A 12,008-nucleotide genomic window follows, 5' to 3' on the forward strand; every position below is an offset into this window, starting at 1 on the left:
TACGGCGGATAATAACAGCTCAGCCAAATCCACTTTGACTTGAATCAGAAACGGCGTGGCCTCCCTGGCCTGCGATGCCCGGTAGAAGAAAGTGAAACCAAGCGCGAAGGCCGGGTCAGAGGCCCTGCATCATCTTGCGCACACCGGCCACATGTCGACGACTGACGATCAGCGCATCACCATTGAGGCCTTTGAGGAACAGCTGGAAATGCCCCAGCGGCGTGCGTTGCAGACGCTCGATGCGGTCACGGGCGACCAGCGCGTTGCGATGGATACGCACGAAACGCTCGCCGAATTCGTCTTCGAGGGCTTTCAGCGGCTCGTCCAGCAGAACCTCGCCGCTTTCATGGCGCAGCGTCACGTATTTGTGATCGGCAATGAAATAGACCACCTGATCCAGCGGGATCAGCTCGATGCCTTTGCGGGTCCGGGCGCTGATATGGCTGCGCGGGCCGTTACCGCTTTCGGCGGCGGGACGGGTCAGGGCCGAGAGTTGCGCCCGGTTGGGACGTTCAGCCCGTTTCAGGGCGTCATGCAGATGTTCGGTTCGCACGGGTTTCACCACATAGCCCACGGCGCTGGCCTGCAGGGCTTCCACGGCAAATTCATCGGGGCCGGTGCAAAACACCACGGCCGGCGGCGTTTCGCGCTCGCACAGACGGGCAGCGACCTGCAGGCCATCGAGGCCCGGCATGCGGATATCGAGTAGCACAATATCCGGCTTGTGGCTGTCGATCAGCGCCAACGCCTCTTCGCCATTCGTGGCGCTGGGCTCCAGGACTGTATAACCCTCGAGCTCGCTTACCATTCGGCTTAGGCGCTCGCGAGCCAGTGGTTCGTCATCAACGATCAGGACATTCATATTGCGCTGGATTCCTGCGTGAGTCTCGCACAAGGATAGCGTAGACAGGTGAAGTGACGTCCGTCACCGCGATCCACGCTAAGACTAGCCCGAGCGCCAAAAAGTGCCGTACGTCGGCCAGCAATATTTGCCAGTGTCCGGGTCGTACTGCTCAAAGCCCGCTGTTTCCTGCGTTTTTCACGGGGTATGCCAAAGGACAAAACCACCCACCCCCTCTTCTTATAGTCGGCACTTGCGCGATCCGCAGTCGCGCCGACCCTTATGTCCAACTGTAGACGCTTGCCGGGCCGATATTGCTCAATCGAAAAATATCCTTGCGCAAATCCCCCGCAGACAGCGCCGACTATGAATGAGCAGATGAGAAAAAAACGTATCGACCGGTGTCAGCGACAGGATTGGCAACCCTGTTATTATCCGCGCCAGCGTTTCACGCCTTCTTTCTTCAAGCCGATACGAGCGAATTCATGAGCACTGACAAGACCAATCAGTCCTGGGGCGGCCGCTTCAGTGAACCCGTCGACGCCTTCGTCGCCCGCTTCACCGCCTCCGTCACCTTCGACCAGCGCCTGTATCGCCACGACATCATGGGCTCGATCGCCCACGCCACTATGCTGGCCAAGGTCGGCGTGCTGACCGATGCCGAGCGCGACAGCATCATCGACGGGCTGAAGACCATTCAGGGCGAAATCGAGGCCGGCCAGTTCGACTGGCGCGTCGACCTCGAAGACGTGCACATGAACATCGAAGCGCGCCTGACCGATCGCATCGGCATCACCGGCAAGAAACTGCACACCGGGCGCAGCCGTAATGACCAGGTCGCCACCGACATCCGGCTGTGGCTGCGTGATGAAATCGACCTGATCCTGGCCGAGATCACCCGCCTGCAAAAAGGCCTGCTGGAGCAGGCCGAGCGCGAAGCCGCGAGCATCATGCCCGGCTTCACTCACCTGCAAACTGCCCAGCCAGTGACCTTCGGCCACCACATGCTGGCCTGGTTCGAAATGCTCAGCCGCGACTACGAGCGTCTGGTCGACTGCCGCAAGCGCACCAACCGCATGCCACTGGGCAGCGCCGCGCTGGCCGGCACCACCTACCCGATCGATCGCGAATACACCGCGCAACTGTTGGGCTTCGACGCCGTCGGCGGCAACTCGCTGGACAACGTTTCCGATCGCGACTTCGCCATCGAATTCTGCTCGGCCGCGAGCATCGCGATGATGCACCTGTCGCGTTTTTCCGAAGAGCTGGTGCTGTGGACCAGCGCGCAGTTCCAGTTCATCGATCTGCCTGATCGCTTCTGCACCGGCAGCTCGATCATGCCGCAGAAGAAAAACCCGGACGTGCCGGAACTGGTTCGCGGCAAGACCGGCCGTGTGTTCGGTGCGCTGATGGGCCTGCTGACCCTGATGAAAGGCCAGCCTCTGGCCTACAACAAGGACAACCAGGAAGACAAAGAGCCGCTGTTCGACGCAGCCGACACCCTGCGCGATTCGCTGCGCGCCTTTGCCGACATGATCCCGGCGATCAAGCCGAAGCACGCGATCATGCGTGAAGCGGCCCTGCGCGGCTTCTCCACCGCGACCGATTTGGCGGACTACCTGGTGCGCCGTGGCCTGCCGTTCCGTGACTGCCACGAAATCGTCGGTCACGCGGTGAAGTACGGCGTCGACACCGGCAAGGATCTGGCCGAGATGAGCCTGGAAGAACTGCGTCAGTTCAGCGACCAGATCGAGCAGGACGTGTTCGCCGTGCTGACCCTGGAAGGCTCGGTGAATGCCCGCGACCATATCGGCGGCACTGCGCCGGCACAGGTCAAGGCAGCTGTGGTTCGCGGTCAGGCCCTGATCGCCAGCCGCTAAAGGTCAAAAGCTTCGCGAGCAGGCTCGCTCCCACATTTGGATTTTTGTTAAACACAAAATTTGTGGCCGACAAAAATCCCCTGTGGGAGCGAGCCTGCTCGCGAAGGCTTCCTTCAGAGCGCTATAAAACTCACTTTTTGGCAGCGATCATCGCCAAAAACGCCGGCATCGCCAATTCTTTGTCCGCCGCAATCTTCTGCACATGCGGATTCTGCTCAAGCCGCTCCAGCAGCGCCTTGGCCTTCGGCATCTCTGCCAGCAAATCGATCCCGAACAGTTTCTGCCCGACCGCACACGCCAGCGGCACGCTGTACAGGAAGTACACATCCGCGATGCTCAAACTGTCGCCCGCCACGTACGGGGCGAATTTGCCGTGTCGACCCAACGCCGCGAAACCCAGCAGCAACTCGGCTTTGGTTTTCTCCTTGATCGCCTCCGGCACCGCCGCGCCAAAGAACGCTTCGCCATAACAGGCGCGGCCCGGCAGCTCGATGTACAACTCGATTTCCTTGGCAATCGCCAGCACCTGCGCCCGCTCGAATGGATCGCTCGGCAGTAGCGGCGTGCCCTTCTGGGTCTGTTCGAGGTATTCAAGGATGATCGCGGTTTCGTTGATGAAACCCGCCTCGACGCCCAGCACCGGCACTTTGCCGCGTGGACTGATCGCCAATGATTCAGGCGTCGGCGTCGGGTAGAAGGTGACTTCTTCGAACGCCAGGCCCTTTTCCAGCAGCGCCAGCTTGACCATGTTGTAGTAGTTGCTGACAGCGAATCCGTAGAGCTTGAACATCACATAGCCTCCAGGCCGTGCGGGGTGGGCAGTGCTTTTTTATAGATCGCAACGGTTAATCTCGCCAGTAACATCACGTTACTGAATGCGGATAAACTGGCGCCTTTCCTTGAGGAGCCTGCCATGAGCGAGCCGACAGACATCGACAACGACGAAGAAGAGTTCACCGAGGCGACGTTGATCGAAGCCATCGAGAACCAGATCGAAAGCGACAACCCGCCAGCGGCCAAGGCGACCTACAACAAGCTGACCCTGGTGGGCGTCGAGCGCGAAGAGATCCTTAATCTGATGGCCCATGTGCTGGCCTACGAGATTGACGCAATGCTCGACGAAGACCGCGCGTTCAATACCGAGTGGTACGAAGCGGCGCTGCGTAAGTTGCCCGAGTTGCCACCGGAAAAGCAGTAAACCCCGATCCTGTAGGAGTGAGCCTGCTCGCGACTGCGTTCTTTCAGCAAAAAATCAGCTGACTGACACGGCGCAATCGCGAGCAGGCTCACTCCTACAATGTTTGTTACGTATCTGCCGCACCATCTCCTGGCCCCTGACTACACTGCACTCCACCTCGAAAGGAAAAACCCGGCCACCGGCACTGGACATGCCGCAAAAGCGGGTTCACCTTAGGGGCGCTGTCGTCCAATTCCTAGAAAGTCTGGAGTCCTTATGTCGCTTACCCCTGAGCTGGTTGCCGAACTGGAAGTCCTCGCACTCTTCAACCTGGACAGTTCCCAGGAAGGTTTGAAAATTCATCAGACCGCTGCCCCGAAACATATCGCCGCCGCCAAACGCCTCTTCGAGAAAGAACTCACCGACCAGCCTGATGGCGGGTATCTGACCAGCCTGGGTCGTGATGCCGCGCAAAATGTGCAAACCGTGCTGACCATTCTGAGAGAGCAGGAAACCGCCTGATTCCCCCCGTCTTTGCCCACGGGAACTCCTGCCACGGGATTTCCGCGGGCCCACCCGGCACCCCGCGCTAAAAATCTGACGTCAAAAAACAAATTCAGCTTAAAAGTCCCGCTGCGCAAAGGCTAAACTGCCCCCCATTCCGAGACCCTCTTCGTCCGAGCCTGCGAGCCGGTTTGAGCTGACATGACGCGCACCCATGAAATCCGCCCCGACCTGGACGAAGGCATCGACCGCAAGGTGCTCAGCCAGCTGCGCGCGCGTTTTCTCAAACTCAATGAAGGCCGGCTCGGCCGGGCACTCGAAGGTCTGTCGAGCCGCCAGCAAGGCGTGCTGACCCTGCTGCCACTGTTCTTCCACGTCAATCACCCGCTGTTGCCAGGCTATGTTTCCGGCAGCACCCCCGCCGGGCTGTCCAACTATGAGCCGGACGCCAGCGCCCTCGCCGAAGCGCAGCGCCTGACCCGCTCGTTCTCCTACAAGCCACGCCATGGCAGCAACCCGCCTCGGCCGATTCACGGACTGTTTCTGATGGGCAGCCTCGGCACCCTGGCCCAGGCCGATCAGAGCGACATGGACGTGTGGGTTTGCCACGCACCGGACCTGAGCGAAAACGAACTCGCCGAACTGCGCAAAAAATGCCAGCTCCTCGAAGCCTGGGCCGCGACCCAGGGCGCCGAGGCGCACTTCTTCCTGATCGATCCGGTGCGCTTCGTCAAAGGCGAACGCGACACTCAGCTCAGCTCCGAAAACTGCGGCAGCACTCAGCACTATCTGTTGCTGGACGAGTTTTATCGCACCGCGATCTGGCTGGCCGGGCGCACACCGATCTGGTGGCTGGTGCCGGTCTACGAAGAAACCGCTTACGACCAGTACACCCACACCCTACTGTCCAAGCGCTTCATTCGCGCCGACGAGACACTTGATCTCGGGCATCTGGCGACGATTCCACCGGGCGAGTTCATCGGCGCCGGCCTGTGGCAATTGTTCAAGGGCATCGAGTCGCCCTACAAGTCGGTGCTCAAGCTGTTGCTGACCGAGGTCTACGCCAGCGAGCACCCGAACGTGCGGTGCCTGAGCCTGCGCTACAAGCAGGCCGTGTTCGCCAATCAGCTGGATCTGGATGAGCTCGATCCGTACATGGTCGTGTACCGACGCATCGAGGAATACCTCAGCGCCCGCAACGAACCGGAGCGGTTGGAGCTGGTGCGGCGCGCGCTTTATCTCAAGGTCAACCGCAAGCTTACCGGCAACAGCCGCACCCAGAGCTGGCAGCGCTCGCTGCTGGAACGCCTAGCCCACGAGTGGCATTGGGATCAGCGGCAACTGGCCTTGCTCGACAGCCGCAGCCAGTGGAAAGTCCGCCAGGTCAGTGCCGAACGCCGCGCCCTGGTCAATGAACTGAACTACAGTTATCGCTTCCTGACCCAGTTCGCCCGCAGCGAACAGACCGTCAGCCTGATCAACAAGCGCGACCTCAATGTGCTCGGCCGCCGCTTGTACGCCGCGTTCGAACGCAAGGCCGACAAGGTCGAGTTCATCAATCCCGGCATCGCCCCGGATCTGGCCGAAGACACCTTGACCCTGGTGCAGTCGCCGAACAAAAAAGAGCCCGGGCAAACCCAGTGGGGCCTGTACAACGGCAGCCTGACCGCGCTGGAGTGGGAGCACTTCGCGCCGATCAAGCGCAGCCGTGAGTTGCTCGAACTGCTGACCTGGTGCCACCGCAACGGCGTGATCGACAGCAGCACCCGTCTGGCCCTGCACCCCGGCACCAGCGACTTGAGCGAGTTCGAACTGTTCAACCTGCTCGGCAGCCTGCAGCAGTGCATCGCCCTGCCCTTGCCGACCGTCGCCGAAGAACCGCTGCTGCGCGCCGCGGTGCCGAGCGAAGTGCTGATCCTGGTCAACGTCGGTGTCGATCCGCTCAAGCATCACCGCGACCTGAACATCCTGATGACCACCGAACGCACCGACTCGCTGAGTTACGCCGGGGTGCGCGAAAACCTTGTGCTGACCCTCGATCAGGTCACGCTCAACAGTTGGAACGAAGTGTTGGTCAACCGTTTCGACGGCCCCCACGCGTTGCTCGATTGCCTGCGCGACTACCTCAATAATCTGCCGCGCGGCCCGCAGCAGCCGACATTGAAAGTGCGCTGCTTCTGCCACAACCGCGCGCAGTTCATTGCCCGGCGCGTCGAAGAAGTCATCGACACCGCGCAGACCCTGCTGCTCAGCGAGCTCAATCACCGCTACCTGATTCAGGTGCAACAGCACTATCACGTGCTGGAGCTGGTGCCGGGCCAGGTCAACCATGTCGCGCTCGCTACCTTGCCGGCGCTGTTGGATTACCTCGGCGAAGAACAGCCGCGCTACAGCCCGCTGCACCTGGACCCGATGGCGCTGGAGGATCACGATCTCGCACTGATCCTGCCGATGGGCCAGCCGGAATCGATTCAGGTGTTCTACCGGATCACTGAACAACAGGCCGAACTGTACGTGCTGGATGAGTTCAACGCGCTGTGGCAACAGCATCTGCCGTATCACGACGAACAGAGCCTGCTGGTGCCGCTGCAGCGTTTTCTGCAATCGATCCAGTACCGCCGTGAAGCGCTGCTGCCAATGGATGCCAGCCCGGCGGTTCTCGATATTTTGTATTACCAGCTGTTGCCCTCGGGCCCGGGCAGGGCTCGACGGGTCGAGGCTCGGCCAACGCCGCAGACACCGGTCAACAAACCTTTCTACGACGTACAGGCGATTGTCGGCAAAGCCGCACCCGGAGAGGTGCAGGTCACGCTGTATTGCAATCAACGGGAATTCAGCGAGCTGGAACATGGCGACCAGTTGTTCCGCGTGGTCGCCCGGGAGATCGTCGAGCAACGCCGCGAGACCGAGCGCTATCGCTGCTACATCACCGACCTGGACCTCTCGGGCCTGCTCGGTGATGGTCAGAGTTCAAGCAATTTGTATCTGCGCTACAAGGCCGACCTGGAGCGCGCCCTGAACGAGGCGCTCGAACAAGTCTGAGGCGGGTTTATTCGCGGAATTCACCGCCGTTGGCCGGCTGCGATTCCACTTCCAGCAAGGTCAGTTTCAGGGTCTTGCCACCCGGTGCAGGCCAGTCGATGTGCTGACCGACTTTCAGGCCGAGCAGCGCGCTGCCGACCGGCGCCAGGATCGAGATCTTGCCTTCGTCGGCGTTGGCGTCCTTGGGATAGACCAGCGTCAGGTGATAGTCCTTGCCGCTGCCTTCTTCGCGGCAGTGCACGCGGGAATTCATCGTCACGACATCAGCGGGCACTTCATCGTGGCCGACCAGTGTATCGGCGCGGTCCAGTTCGGTTTGCAGCGCGATCACGCCCGGCAGCGTGTCATCCAGGCTGTCGATCAGGCGCTCCAGACGTTGTACGTCCAGACGGGTAAGGGTGATGGAAGGTGCGGTCATGATCCGGGCAGACTCCTTTCTTCTGCACACAAAAAAAGCAAAACCCCGCCAAAAAAGACGGGGTTTTCACCAGGCCTCGATGGGTTGAGGCGTGTTCGGACACTATCACAGCTCAAAAAATATACAAGCCACCCTCCAGACCGGAGGAGACCCTTGTGGCGAGGGAGCTTGCTCCCGCTGGGGCGCGTAGCGGCCCTGAAATGCCTACGACTGCTGCGCAGCCGAGCGGGAGCAAGCTCCCTCGCCACAGATCGGATCAGGCTTGTGATTTTCGTGCGGCAGCCTGCTGGCAGATGATCCGACGGCGCTGATCGTCTGCCGAGCGCCATTCGCGAATATCCTCGACATGGCGGAAGCAGCCGAGACAAACCTTCTGTTCATCCAGCCGGCACACGCCGCTGCACGGCGAAGGCACGGCCGGGCTGATGTTGCTGTAAAGCGGCTTTGGCGGACGAACAGGTGCGGTGTCAGTCACGAAATCACAGACCTTCGAAATCGAATTCGACACCGGCCTGCTGCTTGACGATGCGCTCGAGCATCTCGCCCAGTTGCTCTTCGCTCTTGTCGCACATCCAGCGCTCGCTCTCTTCGTCGTAGTCGAAGTGGAAACCGCCGGAGACCGCCGCCAACCACAGCTGACGCAACGGCTCCTGACGGCTGAAGATCAGCTGCGTGCCGTTTTCAAACTTCACAGTCAGTACACCGGCCGAGCTTTCCAGGTCGATATCCAGGTCGCTTTCGTCAAAGATGTCCTCCAGTTTTTCCTGGGTTTCATCGACCAGATCGTGGAAACGCGCTTCGGACAAACTCATTGTGGCAACCTCAAAAAATGTCTGATCAGGCTCAAGCGCCGCAAGATACGGACGCTGCCGGCCGATTGCAAAGGATAACGACCAAGCACCTGCCCCACTCCCGACACCAAACCCTGTAGGAGTGAGCCTGCTCGCGAATGGCCGGCACATTCAACATTATTGCTGGCGGACACACCGCAATCGCGAGCAGGCTCACTCCTACAGGGCATTGCGCAAGCCCGGACAGCTTTGGGCAAGCCCCGCCGGACGGGAACCCCCTCGCATAGGCAAGCTGCCGGGTGGCCGGTATACTCCGGCGCAATTAACGCATTTTCAAGGATTTCGCCATGAAGCGCCTGATCTCTTCCCTTGCTGCGCTCGTCGCGGTTGCCTGCCTCGTTTCCGCCTGTGGTCAAAAAGGCCCGCTGTACCTGCCGGATGACGATCAGGATCCGGCCGAGCAAGCCAAGTCGTCGCAACAACAACCTGCCTCCAAGGCGCACAAGCACGACGTTTACCAATAAGGGATCGCCATGGACGCTTTTAACTACCGTGGCGGGGAGCTGTTCGCGGAAGGTGTGGCCCTGTCCGCCATCGCCGACCGCTTCGGCACGCCCACTTATGTCTACTCGCGTGCGCACATCGAAGCCCAATATCTGGCCTACGCCGATGCGCTGGCCGGCATGCCGCACCTGGTCTGCTACGCAGTCAAGGCCAACTCCAACCTCGGCGTGCTGAATGTCCTGGCCCGTCTCGGCGCCGGTTTCGACATCGTTTCCCGTGGCGAGCTGGAACGTGTGCTGGCCGCTGGCGGCAGCGCCGACAAGATCGTGTTCTCCGGCGTCGGCAAGACCCGTGACGACATGCGTCGCGCGCTGGAAGTCGGCGTGCACTGCTTCAACGTCGAATCCACCGACGAGCTTGAGCGCCTGCAAGTCGTGGCTGCCGAGCTGGGTGTTCGCGCACCGGTTTCGCTGCGCGTGAATCCGGACGTCGACGCCGGCACCCACCCGTACATTTCCACCGGTCTCAAAGAGAACAAGTTCGGCATCGCCATTGCCGACGCCGAAGACGTGTACGTGCGTGCCGCGCACCTGCCGAACCTGGAAGTGATCGGTGTCGACTGCCACATCGGCTCGCAACTGACCACGTTGCCACCGTTCCTCGATGCCCTCGACCGTCTGCTGGATCTGGTCGACCGCCTCGGCGATTGCGGCATTCACCTGCGCCACATCGATCTCGGTGGTGGCCTGGGCGTGCGTTATCGCGATGAAGAGCCGCCACTGGCCGGCGACTACATCAAGGCTGTGCGCGAGCGTCTGAACGGCCGTGACCTGGCGCTGGTGTTCGAACCGGGCCGCTTCATTGTCGCCAACGCCGGCGTGCTGCTGACTCAGGTCGAGTACCTCAAGCACACCGAACACAAGGATTTCGCCATCGTCGACGCGGCGATGAACGACCTGATCCGCCCGGCGCTGTATCAGGCCTGGATGGACATCACCGCGGTCAAGCCGCGCGACACCGCCGCACGCCAGTACGACGTGGTCGGCCCGATCTGCGAAACCGGCGATTTCCTCGCCAAGGATCGTGAGCTGGCGCTGGAAGAAGGCGACCTGCTGGCCGTGCATTCGGCCGGTGCCTACGGCTTCGTGATGAGTTCCAACTACAACACCCGTGGCCGTGCCGCTGAAGTGTTGGTAGACGGTGATCAGGTTTTTGAAGTGCGCCGCCGCGAAACCGTGGCCGAGCTGTTTGCCGGCGAAAGCCTGCTGCCGGAGTAACCCATGCTGCTGCGTTTTACCAAAATGCACGGCCTGGGCAATGACTTCATGGTTCTCGACCTGGTCAGCCAGCACGCGCATATTCAGCCCAAGCACGCCAAGCAATGGGGCGACCGGCACACCGGTATCGGTTTCGACCAGTTGCTGATCGTCGAAGCGCCGAGCAACCCGGACGTGGATTTCCGTTACCGGATCTTCAACTCCGATGGCTCGGAAGTGGAACAGTGCGGCAACGGTGCACGCTGCTTCGCGCGCTTCGTTCTGGACAAGCGCCTGACGGCCAAACGGCAGATTCGCGTCGAGACCAAGGGCGGCATCATCGAGCTGGACGTGCGTAACGACGGCCAGATCGGGGTGAACATGGGCGCGCCGCGCCTGGTGCCGGCGGACATTCCGTTCGACGCGCCGGCGCAGGCTACCAGCTATCAACTGGAGGTCGACGGCACCACGGTCGAGCTGGCCGCCGTGTCGATGGGCAATCCCCATGCTGTGCTGCGCGTACAGGACATCAACAACGCACCGGTGCATGAACTGGGGCCGAAAATCGAACACCACCCGCGCTTCCCGGCGCGGGTCAATGTCGGTTTCATCCAGGTCATCGACCGCAACCGTGCGCAGTTGCGCGTCTGGGAACGCGGCGCCGGGGAAACTCAGGCCTGTGGCACCGGCGCCTGCGCCGCCGCTGTAGCTGCAATCAGTCAGGGGTGGATGGATTCGCCGCTGATGATCGACCTGCCCGGCGGGCGTCTGTCCATTGAATGGGCAGGCCCAGGCCAACCGGTGCTGATGACCGGCCCGGCAGTGCGTGTATACGAAGGACAAGTGCGTCTTTGAGTGAGCAGAAGCCATGACCGATAAGCCTCAGGTACCCGCCCGACAGTCCGACGAATCAGCGTCCGAGAGCCTGGAGGCGGCAGCGGTTGCCGCATACCTCGAGGCTCATCCGGACTTCTTCGTCGAGCACGAAGAACTGCTGCCCGCCCTGCGCATTCCGCATCAGCGCGGTGACACCGTATCGCTGGTCGAACGGCAGATGAGCATCCTGCGCGACCGCAACATCGAGATGCGGCATCGCCTCTCGCAGTTGATGGACGTGGCCCGCGACAACGACCGCCTGTTCGACAAGACCCGCCGCCTGATCCTGTCCCTGATGGACGCCGCCAGTCTGGAAGACGTGGTGATCAGCGTCGAAGACAGCCTGCGTCAGGATTTTCAGGTGCCCTTTGTCAGCCTGATCTTGCTCGGCGACAACCCGGCGCCGGTTGGCCGCTGGGTGACCCATGCCGACGCGCAGACCGCCATCGGCGGTCTGCTCACCGAAGGCAAGAGCGTCAGCGGCACCCTGCGTGAACATGAGCTGGACTTCCTGTTCGGCGAAGAACAGCGCAAGCAGATCGGCTCAACTGCAGTGGTTGCGGTCAGCCATCAAGGCATCCACGGCATTCTGGCAATCGCCAGCCGTGACCCGCAGCATTACAAGAGTTCGGTCGGCACGCTGTTCCTCAGCTACATCGCCGAAGTCATGGGCCGCGTGCTGCCACGGGTCAACAGTTCCCTGCGCTCGGTACGCTGAG

General features: G+C 61.2%; 13 protein-coding genes and 1 pseudogene. 8 read left to right on the plus strand and 6 right to left on the minus strand.

Annotation, left to right across the window (positions count from 1 at the left end):
* Positions 1-115: 115 nt before the first annotated feature.
* Both ACVHNU_RS23960 and ACVHNU_RS23965 read right to left on the minus strand, forming a co-directional pair.
* Complete coding sequence (locus ACVHNU_RS23960) at positions 116-862, minus strand: LytR/AlgR family response regulator transcription factor (RefSeq protein WP_003229385.1); 747 nt, start codon at positions 860-862, stop codon at positions 116-118.
* Positions 859-999 (minus strand): annotated as a pseudogene (locus tag ACVHNU_RS23965) (sensor histidine kinase); the annotation flags it as partial. The gene ACVHNU_RS23960 and the pseudogene ACVHNU_RS23965, both read right to left, overlap by 4 nt.
* 327 nt (positions 1,000-1,326) lie before the next feature.
* Between ACVHNU_RS23965 and argH the strand changes: the two are divergent.
* The gene (argH, locus tag ACVHNU_RS23970) at positions 1,327-2,721 is read left to right on the plus strand and encodes an argininosuccinate lyase (protein WP_027610449.1); all 1,395 of its coding nucleotides are present in this window, start codon (positions 1,327-1,329) and stop codon (positions 2,719-2,721) included.
* A gap of 130 nt (positions 2,722-2,851) precedes the next feature.
* On the opposite strand, the gene ACVHNU_RS23975 is transcribed toward argH, so the two are convergent.
* A complete protein-coding gene (locus tag ACVHNU_RS23975) occupies positions 2,852-3,511 on the minus strand; it encodes a glutathione S-transferase family protein (RefSeq protein WP_103483675.1) in 660 nt (219 codons plus the stop codon).
* Positions 3,512-3,634: 123 nt separating this feature from the next.
* On the opposite strand from ACVHNU_RS23975, the gene ACVHNU_RS23980 reads away from it, so the two are divergent.
* The 3 genes from ACVHNU_RS23980 (at position 3,635) to ACVHNU_RS23990 (ending at position 7,444) form a co-directional block, all read left to right on the plus strand.
* On the plus strand, positions 3,635-3,919 hold the full coding sequence (locus ACVHNU_RS23980) for a hypothetical protein (RefSeq protein WP_226500822.1): 285 nt from the start codon (positions 3,635-3,637) through the stop codon (positions 3,917-3,919).
* A gap of 255 nt (positions 3,920-4,174) precedes the next feature.
* Positions 4,175-4,420, plus strand: coding sequence for a TIGR02647 family protein (locus ACVHNU_RS23985; RefSeq protein ID WP_003229392.1), 246 nt, complete (start codon positions 4,175-4,177; stop codon positions 4,418-4,420).
* Positions 4,421-4,603: 183 nt separating this feature from the next.
* A complete protein-coding gene (locus ACVHNU_RS23990; protein ID WP_473018422.1) occupies positions 4,604-7,444 on the plus strand; it encodes a class I adenylate cyclase in 2,841 nt (946 codons plus the stop codon).
* A gap of 7 nt (positions 7,445-7,451) precedes the next feature.
* Here ACVHNU_RS23990 and rnk read toward each other — a convergent pair whose 3' ends face one another.
* The 3 genes from rnk to cyaY form a co-directional block, all read right to left on the minus strand.
* Positions 7,452-7,862 (minus strand): nucleoside diphosphate kinase regulator, encoded by a 411-nt coding sequence (rnk, locus tag ACVHNU_RS23995; protein WP_047596730.1) that lies wholly within the window; start codon positions 7,860-7,862, stop codon positions 7,452-7,454.
* Between the two features lie 256 nt (positions 7,863-8,118).
* Entirely contained in the window at positions 8,119-8,337 is a 219-nt protein-coding gene (locus ACVHNU_RS24000; RefSeq protein WP_083367570.1) for a DUF1289 domain-containing protein, read from the minus strand.
* A gap of 4 nt (positions 8,338-8,341) precedes the next feature.
* Positions 8,342-8,674, minus strand: a complete 333-nt coding sequence (gene cyaY, locus ACVHNU_RS24005) for an iron donor protein CyaY (protein WP_003229398.1) — start codon at positions 8,672-8,674, stop codon at positions 8,342-8,344.
* A 326-nt stretch (positions 8,675-9,000) separates the two neighbouring features.
* Between cyaY and lptM the strand changes: the two genes are divergently transcribed.
* Genes lptM through ACVHNU_RS24025 form a run of 4 tightly spaced genes read left to right on the plus strand, consistent with a single transcriptional unit; the run spans position 9,001 to position 12,007 of the window.
* Positions 9,001-9,177 carry an LPS translocon maturation chaperone LptM gene (lptM, locus tag ACVHNU_RS24010; RefSeq protein ID WP_003229400.1) on the plus strand — a complete coding sequence of 59 codons (177 nt, stop codon included), beginning with the start codon at positions 9,001-9,003 and terminating at the stop codon, positions 9,175-9,177.
* A gap of 9 nt (positions 9,178-9,186) precedes the next feature.
* The gene (lysA, locus tag ACVHNU_RS24015) at positions 9,187-10,434 is read left to right on the plus strand and encodes a diaminopimelate decarboxylase (RefSeq protein ID WP_262142428.1); all 1,248 of its coding nucleotides are present in this window, start codon (positions 9,187-9,189) and stop codon (positions 10,432-10,434) included.
* 3 nt (positions 10,435-10,437) lie between these two features.
* Complete coding sequence (gene dapF / locus ACVHNU_RS24020; protein WP_103483680.1) at positions 10,438-11,268, plus strand: diaminopimelate epimerase; 831 nt, start codon at positions 10,438-10,440, stop codon at positions 11,266-11,268.
* Between the two features lie 13 nt (positions 11,269-11,281).
* Positions 11,282-12,007, plus strand: a complete 726-nt coding sequence (locus ACVHNU_RS24025) for a DUF484 family protein (RefSeq protein WP_003229406.1) — start codon at positions 11,282-11,284, stop codon at positions 12,005-12,007.
* Position 12,008 lies beyond the last annotated feature (1 nt).

The organism is Pseudomonas sp. Ors-4-3C, from assembly GCF_055755035.1.